17 protein-coding genes are annotated in these 18,344 nt (G+C 67.1%); 2 read left to right on the top strand and 15 right to left on the bottom strand.

The features are described from left to right. Nucleotides 1–55: 55 nt before the first annotated feature. The 11 genes from E2E30_RS07640 to aroQ all read right to left on the bottom strand — a co-directional run bounded on the left by E2E30_RS07640 (nt 56) and on the right by aroQ (nt 13,886). Nucleotides 56–775 carry a cell wall hydrolase gene (locus E2E30_RS07640; protein ID WP_133188730.1) on the bottom strand — a complete coding sequence of 240 codons (720 nt, stop codon included), beginning with the start codon at nt 773–775 and terminating at the stop codon, nt 56–58. Between the two features lie 71 nt (nt 776–846). Then, complete coding sequence (locus tag E2E30_RS07635) at nt 847–1,917, bottom strand: lactonase family protein (RefSeq protein ID WP_133188728.1); 1,071 nt, start codon at nt 1,915–1,917, stop codon at nt 847–849. Between the two features lie 30 nt (nt 1,918–1,947). Next, entirely contained in the window at nt 1,948–4,068 is a 2,121-nt protein-coding gene (locus E2E30_RS07630) for a S9 family peptidase (RefSeq protein ID WP_133188726.1), read from the bottom strand. A gap of 96 nt (nt 4,069–4,164) precedes the next feature. Further along, on the bottom strand, nt 4,165–4,998 hold the full coding sequence (locus E2E30_RS07625; protein ID WP_133188724.1) for an SDR family NAD(P)-dependent oxidoreductase: 834 nt from the start codon (nt 4,996–4,998) through the stop codon (nt 4,165–4,167). Then, nucleotides 4,995–5,981, bottom strand: a complete 987-nt coding sequence (locus E2E30_RS07620; protein WP_133188722.1) for an aldo/keto reductase — start codon at nt 5,979–5,981, stop codon at nt 4,995–4,997. Before E2E30_RS07620 ends, E2E30_RS07625 begins: the two co-directional genes overlap by 4 nt. Nucleotides 5,982–6,102: 121 nt before the next feature. Next, nucleotides 6,103–8,343 carry a phosphoribosylformylglycinamidine synthase subunit PurL gene (gene purL / locus E2E30_RS07615; protein ID WP_133188720.1) on the bottom strand — a complete coding sequence of 747 codons (2,241 nt, stop codon included), beginning with the start codon at nt 8,341–8,343 and terminating at the stop codon, nt 6,103–6,105. Nucleotides 8,344–8,747: 404 nt separating this feature from the next. Beyond that, a complete protein-coding gene (locus E2E30_RS07610) occupies nt 8,748–9,974 on the bottom strand; it encodes an MFS transporter (protein ID WP_133188718.1) in 1,227 nt (408 codons plus the stop codon). A 560-nt stretch (nt 9,975–10,534) separates the two neighbouring features. Next, nucleotides 10,535–11,494: an alpha/beta fold hydrolase gene (locus tag E2E30_RS07605; RefSeq protein WP_240699067.1), complete on the bottom strand. Its 960-nt coding sequence runs from the start codon at nt 11,492–11,494 to the stop codon at nt 10,535–10,537. An 89-nt stretch (nt 11,495–11,583) separates the two neighbouring features. Then, nucleotides 11,584–12,936: an acetyl-CoA carboxylase biotin carboxylase subunit gene (accC, locus tag E2E30_RS07600; protein WP_133188716.1), complete on the bottom strand. Its 1,353-nt coding sequence runs from the start codon at nt 12,934–12,936 to the stop codon at nt 11,584–11,586. A 4-nt stretch (nt 12,937–12,940) separates the two neighbouring features. Then, nucleotides 12,941–13,417, bottom strand: coding sequence for an acetyl-CoA carboxylase biotin carboxyl carrier protein (gene accB / locus E2E30_RS07595; RefSeq protein WP_133188714.1), 477 nt, complete (start codon nt 13,415–13,417; stop codon nt 12,941–12,943). Between the two features lie 34 nt (nt 13,418–13,451). Next, a complete protein-coding gene (aroQ, locus tag E2E30_RS07590; RefSeq protein WP_133188712.1) occupies nt 13,452–13,886 on the bottom strand; it encodes a type II 3-dehydroquinate dehydratase in 435 nt (144 codons plus the stop codon). A gap of 156 nt (nt 13,887–14,042) precedes the next feature. Between aroQ and thiS the strand changes: the two genes are divergently transcribed. Further along, a complete protein-coding gene (gene thiS, locus E2E30_RS07585; protein WP_133188710.1) occupies nt 14,043–15,050 on the top strand; it encodes a sulfur carrier protein ThiS in 1,008 nt (335 codons plus the stop codon). A gap of 116 nt (nt 15,051–15,166) precedes the next feature. Next, complete coding sequence (locus E2E30_RS07580) at nt 15,167–15,337, top strand: CsbD family protein (RefSeq protein ID WP_133188708.1); 171 nt, start codon at nt 15,167–15,169, stop codon at nt 15,335–15,337. Between the two features lie 43 nt (nt 15,338–15,380). On the opposite strand, the gene E2E30_RS07575 is transcribed toward E2E30_RS07580, so the two are convergent. From E2E30_RS07575 to E2E30_RS07560, 4 genes are all read right to left on the bottom strand, one after another. After that, the gene (locus E2E30_RS07575) at nt 15,381–17,054 is read right to left on the bottom strand and encodes a thiamine pyrophosphate-binding protein (RefSeq protein WP_133188706.1); all 1,674 of its coding nucleotides are present in this window, start codon (nt 17,052–17,054) and stop codon (nt 15,381–15,383) included. A 380-nt stretch (nt 17,055–17,434) separates the two neighbouring features. Next, nucleotides 17,435–17,770 carry a Grx4 family monothiol glutaredoxin gene (gene grxD / locus E2E30_RS07570; protein ID WP_133188704.1) on the bottom strand — a complete coding sequence of 112 codons (336 nt, stop codon included), beginning with the start codon at nt 17,768–17,770 and terminating at the stop codon, nt 17,435–17,437. Nucleotides 17,771–17,774: 4 nt separating this feature from the next. Further along, the gene (locus tag E2E30_RS07565) at nt 17,775–18,014 is read right to left on the bottom strand and encodes a BolA/IbaG family iron-sulfur metabolism protein (protein ID WP_133188702.1); all 240 of its coding nucleotides are present in this window, start codon (nt 18,012–18,014) and stop codon (nt 17,775–17,777) included. Next, on the bottom strand, nt 18,014–18,337 hold the full coding sequence (locus E2E30_RS07560) for a DUF1476 domain-containing protein (RefSeq protein ID WP_133188700.1): 324 nt from the start codon (nt 18,335–18,337) through the stop codon (nt 18,014–18,016). The genes E2E30_RS07565 and E2E30_RS07560 overlap by 1 nt, the downstream gene beginning before the upstream one ends. Nucleotides 18,338–18,344: the final 7 nt, after the last annotated feature.

Raw genomic sequence — 18,344 nt, 5'->3', positions numbered from 1 at the left:
GGAAATCCTTGCTGTGTGCGGGCGCAACGCTTGGGGGGCGTTAGTTTTCCCCCGATCACCCGATATTGCGACGGGCGTTGTCTCCGTCGGAGCGAACCCGCTCGCGCATCGACTGCCGGACGTAGAACAGATGCGAGCCGACTTGCGCGACCTTGACGAGCGAGTCGCGCCAATAGGGGACCATCCAGTCGGCGTGATAATGCGTCGCGCGTCCGACATCGGCGAACACGCGCCCCGCGAGCGCGCGGCGGGCGGCCTGGCGTGCCGCGGCCCAGCCGTCATGCACCGGGCGCCGCACGAACGATCCATCGCAGGTGAACGAGAATTGGCATCCGATCGTGCGCGTATAGCCTTGATAGACCACGCCGCAGATCGTCCGCGGAAAGCCGCGCGCGCGGACGCGGTTGAGGATCACCTGGATCACCGCTTTCTGTCCGCGCGCGTCGTCGCCCGCTTCGTAGAGCGCGGCGGTGGCGAGGCATTCGGTGGCTTGCAAGCGCGCGGCGGGGCCACCGTCGAAGCGGTAGCGCGCGGCGGGGACGCGGAAGCGCGGCTCGACCGGGACGGCGCGGTTCGATGCGCGGGCTTGCGCCATCGTCAGCGGCTTGGCGCGCTCCGGGTTCCGTTCTGCGGGCACGCTTGGATAGAGGAACGTCGCGATCAGCAGGATCGCGGCGACGCTGCCGAGCAGCAGCAGCCAGGTCTCCGAAGCGGCGTCGCGCGCGGCGCTGCGCGATCCTGCGCGTCGCTTCGGAGGGGGTGGTTTGCGCGCCATGGCCGCGCGCTTATTCAAAGCTTCCGGCCCGGGCGCAACCGCTCGTGTGGAGATGCCTGTCGGCGCGGGTTTTAGCGCGCGGTTTGCTGGTCCGTGGGATCGGGAAGCACGACATAGGCGGCCCCCGGAATCGCCAACGACATGCCCGTCGGGTGGAGACGCCCGTCGGCGTCGATCGTCAGCGTCGTCGCGGTCTGCGCCCTTTCGTGCGCGACGATCACAAGCTCTGCATCCTCGAGCAGCAGGAAGTGCCGCGGCGAGGCGCCGCCGGTCGCGGTATGACCAAGCAGCGTCGGAACGCCGGCATCATCGAGCGCGAATACCGCGATGCTGTCATGCCCGCGATTGGAGACGTAAAGGCGATCGCCCGCGCGATTGATCGCCAGGTGCGCGACGATCGAATCGCCATGCCAGCCGTCGGGCAGGGTCGAGAGCGTGGCACGATGCGTAAAGCTGCCTTCGCTGCGATCGAGCAAGCTCAACGTATTGTCGAGTTCGCCGATCAGATAGGCGCGCCGATCAAAGTTGGGATGAAGCAGGAGATGCCGCGGTCCCGAGCCCGGGGCGGCGCGATAGGCGCGCTGCGGGGCGTGCAGCGTCCCATCGCTCGCGATCGGAAAGGCAAGGATCTCGTCGGTGCCGAGATCGGTCTGGTAGAGCCAGCGTCCGTCGGGGCTGAACCCGACCCAATGCGCGTGCGGCGCTTCCTGCCGCGCCGGATTTGGCCCCGATCCCTGATTGGCGCTGACCTGCACGGCGCCCGTGGGCAGCCCGCTCTGCGAATCGAGCCGCAGCAGCGTCACGCTTCCGCTCATATAGTTGGCGACCGCCAGCAGCGTCTCGGTCGGATCGAGCGCGATATGGCACGGCGCCGCGCCATCGACCGCGATCGACGCGAGCCGCTCCCACCGCTGGTTGGCGTAGCGGTGGACGCCGACGCTGCCCGCCTCGGCCTCATCGACGATATAATGCAGCCCGCGTCGCGGCGCATAGACGCTGAACGAGGCGTTGGGGGCGTCGGCGTAGGGCGCGCCGAGCCGCCACGCTCCCGCCTCGTCGCGGCACAGCGGCTGGATCCCGGCGCCACCGCCGCCACGATAGGTGCCGATGCCGACGCAGAGGGCAAAGGGAGTTTCGGTCATCGGAAATCCTGCTCGGCGGCGGCTACGGCGTTACGACGCAGCGCCCGCGACGCCGAGCTGATCGAGCACGAACGCCTGCCACTCGGCATTCTGGCGGAAGCGTTCGAAGCGGCCCGACTTGCCACCATGCCCCGCCTCCATGTTGACGCGGAACACCAGCGGATTGGCGTCGGTCTTGAGTTCGCGCAGCTTGGCGACCCATTTGGTCGGCTCGTAATATTGCACCTGGCTGTCCCACAGGCCGGTGCCGACATACAGCGCCGGATACGCCTTCGCCGCGACATTGTCGTAGGGCGAGTAGCTCAGCATATAGTCGTAATACGCCTTTTGCGCGGGGTTGCCCCATTCGTCATATTCGAAGGTGGTGAGCGGGATCGAGGCATCGAGCATCGTCGTCACGACATCGACGAACGGCACCTGCGCCACGATCGCCTTGTAATCTTGCGGCGCCATGTTGGCGACTGCGCCCATCAGCAGCCCGCCCGCGCTGCCGCCCATCGCCGCCACCCGGTCCTTCGCGACGTATTTCTGCGCGACGAGGAAGCGCGTGACGTCGATAAAATCGGTAAAGCTGTTGCGCTTCTTGAGCAGATGGCCGTCGTCATACCAGCCGCGCCCCATTTCCTGCCCGCCACGAATATGCGCGATGGCATAGACTACGCCGCGATCGAGCATGCCGATCCGGCCGGGATCGACGGCGGGATCGGTCGACATGCCGTAGCTGCCATAGGCGTATTGGAACAACGGTGCGGTGCCGTCGCGCTTCAGCCCCTTGCGATAGACGATCGACACCGGCACGCGCGTGCCGTCGCGCGCGGTCGCCCAGACGCGCTCGGTGACGTAATTGGCGGGGTCGTAGCCCGGCACCGGCGCGACCTTGAGCACGCGCCGCGCGCCGGTCTTCACATTGACCTCATAGGTCGTCGTCGGCGTGACGAGCGAGCCGTAGGTGTAGCGCACCCACGGTGTCGCGGTCTCCTCGTTGACGTCGAGCGCCATCCGGTAGGCGGGCTCGTCGGCCTTGACCGGGATCGATGTGCCGGCGTCGGTGAGCAAGCGGATCATGCGATTGCCGCCTTCGCGCTGGTCGATCGCGACGAAGCCGGCGAACGGCTTGAAGCTTTCGATGAACACGCTGTCGTTCGCCGGCGTCAGGTCGCGCCATGCGGAGACGCCCTTGGCGACGTCGGCATCGGTGACCGTAACGAGTTTGTAGTTCTTCGCCGCGCGGTTGGTGCGGATGATCCAGCGCCCGCCCTGATGATCCGCGGTGTAGCGGAACTCGCGGGCGCGCGGCGCCAGTACTGTGAATGCGCTCGGGTTCGACGCCGGCGCGCAGCGTTGCTCGTCGCTGACCGTGCTCCCGACGGTGATGCAGATGAAGCGATCGTCGGCGGTGCGGGCAATGCCCATCTGGAAGGTGTCGTCCTTCTCTTCGTAGAGCAGCATGTCCGAGGCGGGCGCGGTGCCGAGGACATGCGCCATCACGCGATAGCCGCGCAGCGTCACCGGGTCCTTCGCGACGTAGAGGATCGTGCGATTGTCGTCGGCCCATACGACGCTCGGCTCGGCATTGGCGATCGTGTCGCTGCGCACCGCGCCGGTCGCGAGGTCCTTGACCTTGAGGACGTATTGGCGACGCCCGACGGTATCCTCGGCCCAGGCGACCTGCGCATTGTCGGGGCTGACCGCCCAGTCGCTCAGCGCGAAGAAGCTGTGGCCCTTGGCCATTGTCGGCTCGTCGAACATTGTCGTGGTGGGCGCGGTGGCGGTGCCCTTGCGACGCTCGATCAGCGGATAGTCGGCGCCGGCGGCGAAGCGCGAGGCGTAGTAATAGCCGTTCTTGGCATAGGGAACCGAGCTGTCATCCTGTTTGATGTGCGCGACGGTCTCGGCATAGAGCTTGGCCTGGAGCGGCTTCAACGGTGCGAGGCGCGCATCGGCATAGCCGTTCTCCGCGGCAAGATAGGCGAGCATCGCCGGATCCTTGCGGGTGTCGTCGCGCAGCCAGTAATAGTCGTCGGCGCGCGCGCCGTTGGGCGAGGTTACCTGGAACGGCCGCTTGGCGACATGCGGGACAGGAGGCAGCGTCTGCGCCTCGGCCTGCGACCCCAGCATCACGGCGCCACACGCCACTATCGTCCACCGCATCGTCGCATCCCCTGTCGATCGAGTTCGCGGGCAGGGTGGCGACCCACTGCCCGACGCGCAAGGGGACTTTGCCACCCGCGCGTCGGGGCGCAGCGGTCACTCCGCCATATAAGCGGCGAATGCGTCCTTCCAGTCGGGGTGCCAGCGTGACAGGGCAGGGCGGTTCTCGGTCACGTCGCCGGCCGCCCAGGCGATCCGCTTAGAGTCCTGCTCCGACGTCGTCTCGTTATCGGGGCAGACGATGTAGAAATCGCCCATCGCGAGCCGCTCCAGCATCAGCGCAACGACTTGCTCGGGGGTCCATGCCCCCGCGGGCTTTTCGGTGATGCCGGGGCGCGTCATGCCGGTGAAGGTGAAGCCCGGCACCAGCAGATGTGCGCTCACCCGATCGCCGCAGCGAGTGCGCAGCGTGTGCGCGAGGCCTTCGGTCAGCGCCTTCACCCCGGCCTTGCTGACATTGTACGCGGTGTTGCCGGGCGGCTGGGTGATGCCCTGCTTCGAGCCGGTGTTGATGACGAGCGCCGGGCCGCCATGGTCGAGCATCGCGGGAACGAAGCTCTGCACGCCGTTGAGCACGCCGAGCAGATTGACGCCGAGCACCGCATCCCAGACCTCGGCATTGGCGAACACGTCGCCGCCCGCACCGATCCCGGCATTGTTCATCAGCAGCGCGACCGTGCCGTGCTCAGCGACGATCCGGCCGGCAAGCGCCTGCATCGCCGCGCGGTCCGACACGTCCATGGTATGCGCGATCGCGCCATCGATCGCGGCGGCGGCGGCCTCGAGCGCTTCGCCCGAGCGGTCGACCAGCACGACGCGCATCCCCGCCGCTGCAAAGGCGCGCGCGGCGGCGAGGCCGATCCCGCCTGCCGCGCCGGTGACGACGGCGAGGTTGCCCGGCGCGATCGCCGCAAACGAGGCCGTGCTCATTGGTCCACCGTCGCCATCGAGACCGCGGGGTAGCGCATCCCCTCGGCACTGCCCGGCGGCAGCACCGCATCGATCCGCGCGAGCGCGTCGGCATCGAGCACGATTTCGAGCGCGCCGAGATTGTCCTCGAGGTAGCTGCGCCGCTTGGTGCCGGGGATCGGCACCACGTCATCGCCCTGCGCGAGCACCCAGGCAAGCGCGAGCTGCGCCGGGGTGCAACGCTTGGCCGCCGCCATCTCCTTGATCGCCGCGACGAGATCGAGGTTCTTCGCGAACGCCGCACCCTGGAAGCGCGGATGCGCGCGGCGGCTGTCGCCTTCCGCCAGATCCTCGGGCTTGGTGAACTGCCCGGTCAGGAAGCCGCGGCCGAGCGGGCTGTAGGGAACGAAGCCGATGCCGAGCGCGCGGACGGTCGGCAGGATTTCGGCCTCGACGTCGCGACTCCACAGCGAATATTCGGTCTGCAGCGCCGAGATCGGGTGCACCGCATGCGCACGCCGGATCGTCTCGGGCGCCGCTTCCGACAGGCCGAGATAGCGGACCTTGCCTGCCGCCACGAGCTCGCTCATCGCGCCGACGGTATCCTCGATCGGGACGCCGGGATCGACGCGGTGTTGATAATAGAGGTCGATCACGTCGAGCCCGAGCCGCTTGAGGCTCGCATCGCACGCCTGGCGGACATAGTCGGGATGGCCGTTCACGCCGCGGAAGCTGCCGTCAGGCCCGCGGACGTTGCCGAACTTGGTCGCGACGACGACCCATTCGCGGCGCGTTCGCACGACGCGGCCGACCAGCTCCTCGTTCGCGCCGACGCCGTACATGTCGGCGGTGTCGAGGAAGGTGACGCCGAGATCGAGCGCGCGGTTGATCGTCGCGACCGATTCGGCTTCGTCGCGGCTGCCGTAGAAGTCCGACATGCCCATGCAGCCGAGACCGAGCGCCGAGACTTCGAGGCCTTGCTGGCCGAGCTTACGCATTTGCATTGCGGACGTCCTTGTCGATGGGGCTTGTCGAGGGGGAAAGCGAGCGCACAACGAAGCCGCGGGCGCTTGTTTCCAACGGGTTCGCGGCGGCCCGAATGCCGCGAACCCGCCGCCCGCCGGGTCAGTCGACGAGCGTCGCGGTATCGCCCATCAGCTTGGGGAAGAAACCTTCATGCGCGGTGCGCAGCGCGTCGAGCGTGACGACATGATCGTCGTCGGGCAGTTCGAAGATCAGCCGACCCGCGATCGTCCGGCCGATCCGCTCGATCTCGACGCCAGCGGCGTCGGCGGCGGTGAGCGTTTCGAGCAGCAGGTGATCGGCGATCGTCGCGACGTAGAGGCCCTGGTCCTCGCCGAACAACGAGCAGGCGACACCGCACGGCAGCGGCGCGTGGAGCATCGCGCCGACATTGCCCGCAAGCGCCATCTCGGCGATCGTCACCGCAACGCCGCCATCGGACACGTCGTGCACCGCGGTCAGCGCGCCGGTGGCGATGTGGGCGCGGACGAACTCGCCGTTGCGGCGCTCGGCCTCGAGATCGACCGGCGGGGGCGGGCCTTCCTCGCGGCCATGAACTTCGCGCAGCCACAGCGACTGGCCGAGATGCCCGCGGCGGTCGCCGATCAGGACGATGACGTCGCCGGTGCCCTTGAAGGCGATCGTCGCCGATTTGGACCAGTCGGCGAGCAGGCCTACGCCGCCGATCGCGGGGGTCGGCAGGATCGCTGAGCCGCCGCCGGTCGCCTTGCTCTCATTGTAGAGCGAGACATTGCCCGAGACGATCGGGAAGTCGAGCGCGCGGCACGCATCGCCCATGCCGTCGAGGCAGCCGGTGAGCTGCGCCATGATTTCGGGGCGCTGCGGGTTGGCGAAGTTGAGGCAGTTGGTGACGGCGAGCGGGGTCGCGCCGACTGCCGAGAGGTTGCGGTAGCATTCGGCGACCGCTTGCTTGCCGCCTTCATAAGGGTCGGCATAGCAATAGCGCGGGGTGCAGTCGGTGCTCATCGCGAGCCCCTTTTGCGTGCCGTGGACACGCACCACAGCGGCATCGCCGCCGGGGCGCTGGACGGTGTCGGCGCCGACCTGGGTGTCATACTGCTCCCAGATCCAGCGACGCGAGGCGATATCGGGCGAGGCCATCAGCTTGAGCAGGTCGGCGGCGATGTCGCTCGCCTCGGGCGTGGCGCCGAGCGGGGGCACCTTGGCCCAGGCCTGATATTCTTCCTTCGACGCCGCGGGGCGATCGTAGAGCGGGGCTTCGTCGGCGAGCGGGGCGAGCGGGATGTCGCAGACGGTCTCGCCGTCGAACTTCAAGACCATGTGGCCGGTCTCGGTGACCTTGCCGATCACCGCAAAATCGAGCTCCCACTTCTTGAAGATCGCTTCGGCGAAGTCCTCGCGGCCGGGCTTCAAGACCATGAGCATCCGCTCCTGGCTCTCGCTCAGCATCATTTCGTACGGCGTCATGCCGGTTTCGCGCTGCGGCACGGCGTTCATGTCGAGCTCGATGCCGACGCCGCCCTTCGACGCCATCTCGACCGCCGAGGAGGTGAGGCCGGCGGCGCCCATGTCCTGGATCGCGACGATCGCGTCCGAGGCCATCAGTTCGAGGCACGCCTCGATCAAGAGCTTCTCGGTGAAGGGATCGCCGACCTGGACGGTCGGGCGCTTCGATTCCGAATCCTCGCCGAAATCGGCCGAGGCCATCGTCGCGCCGTGGATGCCGTCGCGGCCGGTCTTCGAGCCGACATAGACGATCGAATTGCCGATCCCGCTCGCCGCCGAGTAGAAGATCTTGTCCTGTTGCGCGATGCCGACGGTCATCGCGTTGACGAGGATGTTGCCGTCATAGGCGGGGTGGAAGTTCACCTCGCCGCCGACGGTCGGGACGCCGACGCAATTGCCGTAGCCGCCGATGCCGTGGACGACGCCCGCGATGAGGTGGCGCATCTTGGGATGATCGGGCCGGCCGAAGCGCAGCGCGTTGAGGTTGGCGATCGGGCGGGCGCCCATCGTGAAGACGTCGCGCAGGATGCCGCCGACGCCGGTCGCCGCACCCTGATACGGCTCGATGTACGACGGGTGGTTGTGGCTCTCCATCTTGAAGATCGCGGCCTGGCCGTCGCCGATGTCGATCACGCCGGCATTCTCGCCGGGGCCGCAGATCACTTGCGGGCCGGTGGTGGGGAGCTTCTTGAGATGGATACGCGAGGATTTGTACGAGCAATGCTCGGACCACATCACCGAGAAGATGCCGAGCTCGGTCAGGTTGGGCTCGCGGCCCATTGCGACGAGCACGCGCTCATATTCTTCGGTGGACAGCCCGTGCTGGGCGACGATCTCGGGGGTGATCTGGCTCATGGTGTGTGCCTTTAGCGGGCGGTTGCGCGTCCGTCACCCTTGTCGCGCGGGTCGATCTGCGACGAAGCGAGTTTGCTTGACTCGATTGACCCCTGGACGGGGTGTTGTGCGCGGCGATCGTTTCCGATTTTGTGATGATCTGCGGGGTTCGTGGTCGCGCGTGCGGGCCGCCGTTGCGGTTCGCTGTTCCTAGACTTTCTACGATTTGAAAGAGCAGGCCGGAACATACCAGAAACACGGCCTGTAGGACAGCGCTTTTACATCCTCCCTGGCACGGGGAGGGGGACCGTCCGCCCCCTTCGGGCGGATGGTGGAAGGGGACCTCCGCGACCGTTACGCTCGCGGCGCGCCCCCTCCACCCTTCGCTGAATGCTCAGGGTCCCCCTCCCCGTGCCGGGGAGGAGTTACGCCTTCGCCTCCTCGACAAAATCCACGTCGCGGCGTTCGGGGCCTAGCCAGGTCCAGAGTACCAGCACGAGCGCGGTGATGCCCGCGACCAGCGCCATCGCGTAGCCGTAATTGCCGCCATGCGCCTCGGCGATCCCGGCCTGGAGCGGCCCGTTGCGCGAGGCGATCAAATTGCCGAGCTGATAGGCGAACCCCGGAAACATTCCGCGCACCAGCGCCGGCGACAGCTCGTTGAGATACACCGGCACGATTCCCCACGCGCCCTGCACCGCGACCTGGACGAGGAATGCGCCGAGCCCGAGCAGCAACGGCGTCTGCGCGAACGCCCAGAGCGGGATCACCGGCAGGATGAGCAGGCTGGCGATGATGATCGCGCGCTTGCGGCCGATCGTCTCGGACCAGATGCCGAAACTCAGCCCGCCGACGATCGCGCCGATATTCATGATCGCGGTGAGCGTGCCGATCGTGTGCGTGTCGAACTTGTGCTGTTCGCGCAGGAAGGTCGGGTAGAGATCCTGCGTGCCGTGGCTGAAGAAGTTGAACGCGGTCATCAGCACGACAAGGTAGAGCGCGATCTTCCAGTGGCGGGCGAGCTCGACGAACGGGTTGGGTTTCGCCTCGTCCTTGCGCGCCTCGAACGCCGGGCTCTCGTCGACGTGCGAGCGGATGATGAAGACGAGGATCGCGGGCGCGATCCCGACGACGAACATGCCGCGCCAGCCGATCTGGTCGAACAGCAGGAAATAGACGAGGCTCGCGAGGAAATAGCCGGAAGGGTAGCCCGACTGGAGCAGCCCCGACACCGGCCCGCGCAGCTTGGGCGGGATCGATTCCATCACGAGGCTCGCGCCGATTCCCCATTCGCCGCCCATCGCAAAGCCGAACGCCGCGCGGACGACGAACAGCATCGTCAGCGAGGTGACGAAGGCCGAGGCGAGCGAGAAGAAAGAGAAGAGCAGGATGACGATCATCATGATCGGCCGCCGCCCGACGCGGTCGGCGAGCCAGCCGAAGAAGAACGCGCCGAACGGCCGCGCGGCGAGCGTGAGGAAGGTCGCTTCGGCGACATGCTTGACGTCGGTGCCGTATTCGGTGGCGATCGCCGAGAGCATGAAGACGAGCAGGAAGAAGTCGAACGCGTCCAGCGTCCAGCCGAGATAGCTCGCCCAGATCGCATTGCGTTGCGATGGGCTGAGCGTGCGCAGTTGGTCGATCAGCGTCATGGCGGCTCCAGGGCGGTCGTGGGGAGCTTAGGGGGGCGGGGCGAGGAGGCCAAGCGGTTAGCGGGGGGCGGGTGGTGCGAGACGACTCGCCTCCTTCGTCACCCCGCCCTTGTGCCGGGGCCTACCGTCCCGCGAGAGCCGCACGCGCCGAACGCGCGTCTCTGTGGACCCCGGCACGGGGCCGGGGTGACGGCGGGGGGCGCGATTCCCTTGGCTTCGTGTCTTCGCGTCTTCGCGTCTTCGCGTCTTCGCGTGAAGAAGAAGTCTGGTTCACGCGAAGGCGCGAAGACGCGACGCGCATCCCCTTTGCGTCCTCCGCGCCTCTGCGCGCAAAAAGAAGATGGTTCGCGCAGAGGCGCGGAGGACGCGGAGAAGAAGTGGCGCAGAGACGAACAGGCGACACCGCCGCCGATCCACCAATTCTCCCATCCGTCACCCCGGGCTCGTCCCGGGGTCCACCGTGCCGCGCGTTCTGCGCGTGCAGCTCTTGCGGACGGTGGACCCCGGCACAAGGCCGGGGTGACGTCGGCAGCGGCGGCGGGGGGGGCGTCGGGAATGGTCTATCCGGCCGGCAGCCCCGCGACGAAGCGGTCGAGGTCGGCGGCGCTTTGATCGGGATGTTCCTCCATCGGCACGTGCCCGATCCCGGGATAGACGATCAGTCTGCTCGTCGGGATATGGCTATGCAGCCATTCGCCCGACGATAGCGGGATCAGATGATCGAGCGCGCCCCACAGGATGAGCACTGGCATTTTCAGCGCGGCAAGCTGCGCCGGTGTCGCGCTATCGGGCGGGAGTGCGAAGCGGTCGAGCGTCGCGACGCGGTTGCCGGGATAGCGCAGCAGCTCCCAATAGCGATCGATCATCGCCGCATCGACGCGGCGCGGATCGCCGAATACCTGGGGCAGGCTGTCGGCGATCAGGCTGCGTGGGGTGATGACTGCGGCGATATTGCGCAGGATCGGGATCCGCGCGATGCGGAAGGCGAGCGGGGCGTCGTGCGATCCGCCCGGCTCGGGCTGACCGACCGAATCGACCAGGACGAGCGCGCGGACATGCTCGGGATGCGTCAGCGCGTAATGCCACGCGACTCCGCCGCCCATCGAATTGCCGACGACCACCATCCGATCGACCGCCAGCCGCGCGCGGATCCGCTCGACGACATCGACATAGGCGGCGGGGCGATAGTCGTGGGTCGGGCTCGCGCCGGTCAGGCCGTGGCCGGGCAGATCCATGCGGATGAGGCGATAGCGCGTCTGGAGTCGCTCCGCCCACGGCTCCCAGGTGTGGAGCGAGGCGTTCGAGCCGTGGACTAGAAGGAGCACCGGCGCATCGCGCGGGCCGGTGTCGCGCAGATGGACGCGGAGGCCCCCGCCGAGATCGACGAACTGCGATGGCGGCGCGCCATATTTGGCGCGCATCGCGCGCGGATCGGTGTCGGGGCTGCGAAAGGAGAGAAAGGCGATGAACAGCGACGCGAAGATCGCTGCCGCGATTGCAGTGAGAATTCGTGTGCGCACCGATTTCCCCTTGTCACCCCCGACGCCGTGATGTGGCGCCGATCACCGCATCATTACGGGTTCGCAAGGAATAACAAGGGGAAAGGGGATCAGGCGTCCTGGCGCGCGAGCCATTCCTCGAGCCACTTGATCGTATAGTCGCCCTTCTGGAAGTCGGGGTCCTCGATCAAGGCCTGGTGGAGCGGGATCGTCGTCGTCGGGCCGTCGATGACGAACTCCTCGAGCGCACGGCGCAGCCGGCGGATCGCCCCGGCGCGGGTGGTGCCATAGACGATCAGCTTGGCGATCATCGAATCGTAGTACGGCGGCACGCGGTAGCCGGCGTAGAGCCCGCTATCGACGCGGACATTCATCCCGCCCGGCGCGTGATACGCCTTCACCAGCCCCGGCGACGGCGCGAAGGTGCGCGGGTCTTCGGCGTTGATGCGGCATTCGATCGCATGGCCGCGGAACTGGACGTCTTCCTGGCGGAGCGTCAGGCCGTGGCCCTCGGCGATGCGGATCTGTTCGCGCACCAGGTCGAGCCCGGTGATCGCCTCGGTGACGGGATGCTCGACCTGGAGGCGCGTGTTCATTTCGATGAAATAGAACTCGCCATTTTCCCACAGGAATTCGATCGTCCCGGCGCCGCGATAGCCCATGTCGGCCATCGCCTTCGCACAGACGCCGCCCATGCGTGCACGATCTTCCTCGCCGAGCACGGGGGAGGGGGCCTCTTCGAGCACCTTCTGGTGGCGGCGCTGGAGCGAGCAATCCCGCTCGCCCAAGTGGATCGCATTGCCTTCGCCGTCGCCGAACACCTGGAATTCGATGTGGCGAGGATTGCCGAGATATTTCTCGAGATAGACCGTCGCATCGCCGAACGCGGCCTTCGCCTCGCTGCCGGCCTGTTGCATCAGCGTTTCGAGCTGGTCCTCCGAGGTGCAGACCTTCATCCCGCGACCCCCGCCGCCCGACGCGGCCTTGATGATCACCGGATAGCCGGCCTCGGCCGCTATTTCCTTGGCTTCGGCGAGATCGCTGATCGGACCCGCGGAGCCTGGAACGAGCGGCAGGCCGAGCGCGCCGGCGGTGCGCTTGGCCTCGATCTTGTCGCCCATCGTGCGGATATGCTCGGGCTTGGGGCCCACGAAGATGATGCCGTGCGCTTCGATGATCTCGGCGAACTTGGCGTTCTCCGAGAGGAAGCCGTAGCCCGGATGGATCGCATCGGCGCCCGAGATTTCGGCTGCCGAGATGATGTTCGGGATGTTGAGATAGCTCTCGGTCGCGCTCGGCGGCCCGATGCAGATCGCCTGGTCGGCGAGGCGCACGTGCATCGCATCGGCGTCGGCGGTCGAATGCACCGCGACGGTCTGGATGCCCATTTCGTGGCAGGCGCGGTGGATCCGCAGCGCGATCTCGCCGCGGTTCGCGATGAGGAGCTTCTTGATCTCGGCCACGTGCTTACTCGACCACCACGAGCGGCTGGTCGAATTCGACCGGCTGGCCGCTCGTCACCAGCACCGCGGTGACACGGCCCGCGCTCGGCGCGAGGATCGGGTTCATCACCTTCATCGCCTCGACGATCAGCAGCGTGTCGCCGGCGGCAACGCTGTCGCCGACGCTGACGAAGGTCTTCGCCTCGGGGTTGGGCGAGAGATAGGCCGTACCGACCATCGGCGATTTGACCGCGTTGAGCGCGGCCGCTGGCGATGCGACGATCTCTGCCGGCGCGCTTGCCGCAGCGGGGGCGGAGGCAACCGGGGCCGGGGCATATTGCACGGCGCTCGCGACAGCTGCCGCCTTGCGCGCGATGCGAATCTTGCGCCCGCCATCTTCGACTTCGATCTCGGTCAGCTGCGTGTCATCGAGCAGCTGGGCGAGCTGACGCACCAGATCAACGTCGATCCGCATTGCATCCGTGTTCGTATCTTCGGCCATACGACCCTTATCTCCCTTGTTACGGCGCGTCCTGTCAGAGACGCGCGGCGGCTTCAAGCGCCAGCATATAGGAAAATGCGCCGAAACCGCAGATCGTCCCGTGCGCTACGGGGGAGATACGGCTGATGTGGCGAAAGGCTTCGCGCGCGTGCGGGTTCGAGAGATGAACCTCGATCACCGGCGTGCGGATCGCCTTGATCGCATCGTAAAGCGCGATCGAGGTGTGCGTGTAGGCGCCGGCGTTGAGCAGCACCGCCTTGGCGGGGAGCGCCTGTGCCTCGTGCAGCCAGTCGATCAGATGCCCCTCGTGGTTCGACTGGCGCAGGTCGATCGACAGGCCGAGCTCGCGCGAGCGGTCCTCGAGCTGGCCGGCGATGTCGTCGAGCGTTTCGTGGCCGTAGATCTCGGGCTCGCGCGTGCCGAGCAGATTGAGGTTGGGACCGTTTAGGACGAAGATCGTTTCGGGCATCGCGCGGGACTTCCGGTTGCGGGCGGTTGAATGCTGCCAGGCCTCGGCCTAGTTGAGCAGACCCATAGCCCGTTCGCCCCAAGCTTGTCGAAGGGCTGTTCGTCCCGGCCGGGACGGACAGGGTTTCGCCAAGCTCAGCCCGAACGGGGAACGAACGTGCCGCATACCGATGGAACCGTCAGCATCCAGGTCAATGGCGAGCATCGCCGCGTGCGCAGCGGGCTGAGCCTCGCCGAGCTGGCGCAGGATCTCGGGCTGCTGCCCGAGAAGGTCGCGATCGAACGCAATCTCGAAGTCGTGCCGCGCTCGACGCTCGGCGACGTGCTGGTCGAGGATGGCGACGAGCTCGAGATCGTGCATTTCGTCGGCGGTGGGGATCATGCCGCCGCAGTCGATGCCGACACCTGGAGCGTCGCGGGGCGTACCTTCCGCTCGCGCCTCATCGTTGGCACGGGCAAATACAAGGATTTCGCGCAGAACGCCGCCGCGCTCGAGGCGTCTGGCGCCGAGATCGTCACCGTCGCGGTGCGCCGCGTCAACGTGTCGGACCGCAACGCGCCGATGCTGACCGATTTCATCGACCCGAAGAAAGTCACCTATCTGCCCAATACCGCGGGCTGCTTCGATGCCGAATCGGCGATCCGCACGCTGCGGCTCGCGCGCGAGGCAGGCGGCTGGGACCTAGTGAAGCTCGAAGTGCTGGGGGAAGCGCGGACGCTTTATCCCGACATGGTCGAGACGCTGCGCGCGACCGAGATCCTCGCCAAGGAAGGCTTCCTGCCGATGGTCTATTGTGTCGACGATCCGATCGCCGCGAAGCGGCTCGAGGATGTCGGTGCGGTCGCGATCATGCCGCTCGGCGCGCCGATCGGATCGGGGCTGGGGATCCAGAACCGCGTCACGATCCGGCTGATCGTCGAGGGCGCGAAGGTGCCGGTGCTGGTCGATGCCGGGGTCGGCACCGCGTCCGAGGCGGCGCAGGCGATGGAGCTCGGCTGCGACGGCGTGCTGATGAACACCGCCATCGCCGAGGCGAAGGACCCGGTGATGATGGCGGCGGCGATGAAGGCCGGGGTCGAGGCGGGGCGGCTCGCTTACCGTGCCGGGCGCATGGGGCGGCGGATGTATGCCGATCCGTCGAGCCCGCTCGCCGGTCTCATCTGAGCGGAATCAGCCATAGTATGAAACATAAGTTATGGAACCAGCGCGAGACTAATCCGTTTAAACCTCGGGACTAGCCGATGTCGACCCGCGACATCGAACACCGAAAGGATAGTATCATGGGCGAATTCGTCGACAAGGTCAAAGGCAACGTCAATGAAGCCATTGGCAAGGTGAAGCAGCACAGCGATAATCCCGAGACGAAGGCCGAAGGCGCCGCGCAGGAAGCCAAGGGCAAGGCCCAGCAGGCTGCCGGCACCGTCAAGGGCGCGCTCGGCGACGATATCTGATCTTCGGATCATTTGCGTAACGCGTACCGAAAGGCCGCTCCGATTACGGAGCGGCCTTTTTGGTGTTTGCCGCCATCGCAGACAGCGTCGTTCCGGCGGTGATCGCCTCGATGTCGGTCTTGAGATGGAGCAGGCGTACGCCGGTCTCGGCCATCGCGCGGGCGAGCGCCGGGGCAAACGCCGCGGTCGTCTCGACCGTCTCGGCCCAGCAGCCATAGGCGCGGCCGAGCGCGGCGAAATCGGGATTGTGCAATCGCGTGCCGGTGACGCGGCCGGGATATTCGCGCTCCTGGTGCATGCGGATCGTGCCGTAGCCGCTATTGTCGATCACCAGCACGAGCATGTCGGCGCCATGCGCGACCGCGGTGGCGAGTTCCTGGCCGTTCATCAGGAAGCAGCCGTCGCCGGCGAGCGCGACGACGGTGCGATCTGGATGGCGGAGCGCGGCGGCGGTGGCGGCGGGGACGCCGTATCCCATTGCGCCGGCGGTGGGGGCGAGCTGCGTGCCCGGGCCGGCATAGCGCCAATAGCGATGCCACCAGCCGCTGTAATTGCCAGCGCCGTTGCAGATGATGCTGTCGGCGGCGAGGTGCTCGCGCATCGTTGCCACGCAGGGGCCGAGGTCGAGTGCAACGCCTGCGCGCGGGGCGGGGGTCGACCAAGCGAGATACGCAGCGTGCGCGTCGGCGCCTGAGGCGAGCATCGGCATGTCGATCGCAAGCAGCGCGTCGGCGAAGGTCGTCATGTCGGCGCAGATCGCCAGATCGGCACGGTAGGTCTGGCCGAGTTCGTTCGGATCGGGGTGGATATGGACGATCTGCTGGCCGGGATGGTCGGGCGTGATCAGCGTATAGCCATCCGTCGTCGCCTCGCCGAGCCGGGGCCCGGCGACGATCAACAGGTCGGCTTCGCGAATCCGCGCGACGAGCGCGGGATTGGGGCCGTACCCGAGATTGCCCGCCCATACGGGCGATTCGTTCGCGATCGCATCCTGGCGGCGGAAGGCCGAAGCGACGGGGACGCCCGATCGCTCGGCCCAGGCGGCGAAATCGCGCGCGGCGGCTGGCGTCCAGCCCGCGCCACCGATGATCGCGAGCGGACGCTCGGCCTCGCCGAGCAGGGCGGCAAGGTCACACATCTGGATCGGATCGCAGGCCTGCACGACGCGCTCGACGCGTGGGCGATCGAGCGCTGCGACGTCGTCGAGCAGCATGTCCTCGGGCAAGGCGAGCACGACCGGCCCCGGCCGCCCCGACATCGCGACGTTCCACGCGCGCGCGACATATTCGGGGATGCGGCGCGCGTCGTCGATCTTCGCCGCCCATTTCGCCATGGGGCCGAACATCGCGGGAAAGTCAATTTCCTGGAACGCCTCGCGATCCTTCGTGCCGCGGTCGACGTCGCCGATGAACAGCACCATCGGCTGCGAATCCTGCATCGCGACATGGACGCCGATCGAGGCGTTGGTCGCGCCCGGCCCGCGCGTGACGAAAGCGACGCCGGGCCGCCCGGTCAGCGCGCCGTCGGCACACGCCATGAAGCCGACCCCGCCTTCCTGCCGGCACACCACCAGATCGATCTGCGGCGTGTCGTGGAGCGCGTCGAGCACCGCGAGGAAGCTCTCGCCGGGGACGGTGAAGATTCGATCGACCCCTTGCGCGACGAGTTGATCGACAAGGATGCGCCCGCCGGTGCGGGGGGTGGGGGAGGTGGTCATCGCCATTTTGTAGCGGGGCCGCGGCGGCTTGGGTAGGGCTCTGCGGGACCGCAAGTGGCGTGGGAAACGTCGCGTTCCCCGGCGGAGGCCAGGGCCCAGGTGCGATGGCGGTGAAGGGGACCGTCGCGCGCCCGATCGGCGATGCCGCGACTAGGCCCCGGCCTTCGCCGGGGAACGATGTGCGGCGAGCGGGCGGCTATCTGTCGAAAAATCTTACAGCTGCAACCTGGCCGCTATTGGCGTTAACTAGTTGAAACCGCGAGAAACCGGGATTTCTCAAAACTGGCACGCGCGGTGCAATACTCTGTGCACGCCGAGCGGTAATCGCTTCAGCAGGGCGGGCCAGCGCTACAGAGCGCGGCCCGCCCGACCCGGCATCCTCACTTCTCGGTCGAAACGCCCTGTTCTTCGAGCAATGCGGCGAGCTCGCCGCTCTCGTACATCTCCATCATGATGTCCGATCCGCCGACGAACTCGCCCTTCACATAGAGCTGCGGGATCGTCGGCCAGTCGGAGAATTGCTTGATCCCCTGGCGGACGCCCTGGTCCTGCAGCACGTCGACGCTGCCGAACTCGGCGCCGAGATGGTTGAGGATCGCGACCGCCCGGCTCGAAAAGCCGCACTGCGGGAAGAGCGGGCTGCCCTTCATGAACAGGACGACGTCGTCCTTCTGGACGAGTTCGGCGATGCGGATCTGGTCTGGATCGGTGCTCATAGGTTTACTCCTGGACTGGTACGGCGGTGGTCAACTGGAGCGCGTGGAGCACGCCCCCCATCTTGTCACCGAGCGCGGCGTAGACGGCGCGCTGTTGCTTGAGGCGGGGCAGCCCGCGGAAACTTTCCGACACGACGCGGGCGGCCCAATGGTTGTTGTCGCCCGCAAGATCGGTCATCTCGACCTGCGCGTCGGGGATCCCCGCGACGATCAGCGAGACGATCTCATCGGCGGCCATCGGCATTATTGCGACCCCATCAACTGGCGACGCGCCTCGACGGTCTTTTCCTCGATCGCGCGGCGAATCGCCGGCTCGTCGATCTCGACGCCTGCGGCGGTCAAGTCGCTGACGAGCTTGCGGATTACGTCCTCGTCGCCGGCTTCCTCGAAATCGGCCTGCACCACGGCGGTGGCATAGGCGTCCGATTCTTCCTTGGTCAGCTCCATCTGCGTCGCGGCCCATTGCCCGAGCAGACGGTTTCGGCGCGCCACGATCCGGAAGGCAACTTCTTCGTCGCGGGCATATTTGGTTTCGAAAGCGCGCTCGCGATCGTCGAAAGTGGTCATGGTCGGT

Origin of the sequence: Sphingomonas sp. AAP5 (assembly GCF_004354345.1) — a bacterium.
GTDB lineage: Bacteria > Pseudomonadota > Alphaproteobacteria > Sphingomonadales > Sphingomonadaceae > Sphingomonas > Sphingomonas glacialis.
The sequence above is the reverse complement of the archived record's forward strand: the minus strand, read 5'-3'. Positions and strand labels throughout refer to the sequence as shown.

Excerpts from the sequence above, each read along its gene's own strand:
- grxD (WP_133188704.1), bottom strand. The coding sequence starts at position 17,770 with ATGAGCACCGATCCAGACCAGATCCGCATCGCCGAACTCGTCCAGAAG.
- E2E30_RS07610 (WP_133188718.1), bottom strand. The coding sequence starts at position 9,974 with ATGACGCTGATCGACCAACTGCGCACGCTCAGCCCATCGCAACGCAAT.
- E2E30_RS07565 (WP_133188702.1), bottom strand. The coding sequence starts at position 18,014 with ATGCCGATGGCCGCCGATGAGATCGTCTCGCTGATCGTCGCGGGGATC.
- E2E30_RS07635 (WP_133188728.1), bottom strand. The coding sequence starts at position 1,917 with ATGACCGAAACTCCCTTTGCCCTCTGCGTCGGCATCGGCACCTATCGT.
- aroQ (WP_133188712.1), bottom strand. The coding sequence starts at position 13,886 with ATGCCCGAAACGATCTTCGTCCTAAACGGTCCCAACCTCAATCTGCTC.
- purL (WP_133188720.1), bottom strand. The coding sequence starts at position 8,343 with ATGAGCCAGATCACCCCCGAGATCGTCGCCCAGCACGGGCTGTCCACC.
- E2E30_RS07580 (WP_133188708.1), top strand. The coding sequence starts at position 15,167 with ATGGGCGAATTCGTCGACAAGGTCAAAGGCAACGTCAATGAAGCCATT.
- E2E30_RS07625 (WP_133188724.1), bottom strand. The coding sequence starts at position 4,998 with ATGAGCACGGCCTCGTTTGCGGCGATCGCGCCGGGCAACCTCGCCGTC.
- E2E30_RS07560 (WP_133188700.1), bottom strand. The coding sequence starts at position 18,337 with ATGACCACTTTCGACGATCGCGAGCGCGCTTTCGAAACCAAATATGCC.
- E2E30_RS07640 (WP_133188730.1), bottom strand. The coding sequence starts at position 775 with ATGGCGCGCAAACCACCCCCTCCGAAGCGACGCGCAGGATCGCGCAGC.
- E2E30_RS07630 (WP_133188726.1), bottom strand. The coding sequence starts at position 4,068 with ATGCGGTGGACGATAGTGGCGTGTGGCGCCGTGATGCTGGGGTCGCAG.
- E2E30_RS07575 (WP_133188706.1), bottom strand. The coding sequence starts at position 17,054 with ATGACCACCTCCCCCACCCCCCGCACCGGCGGGCGCATCCTTGTCGAT.
- accB (WP_133188714.1), bottom strand. The coding sequence starts at position 13,417 with ATGGCCGAAGATACGAACACGGATGCAATGCGGATCGACGTTGATCTG.
- E2E30_RS07620 (WP_133188722.1), bottom strand. The coding sequence starts at position 5,981 with ATGCAAATGCGTAAGCTCGGCCAGCAAGGCCTCGAAGTCTCGGCGCTC.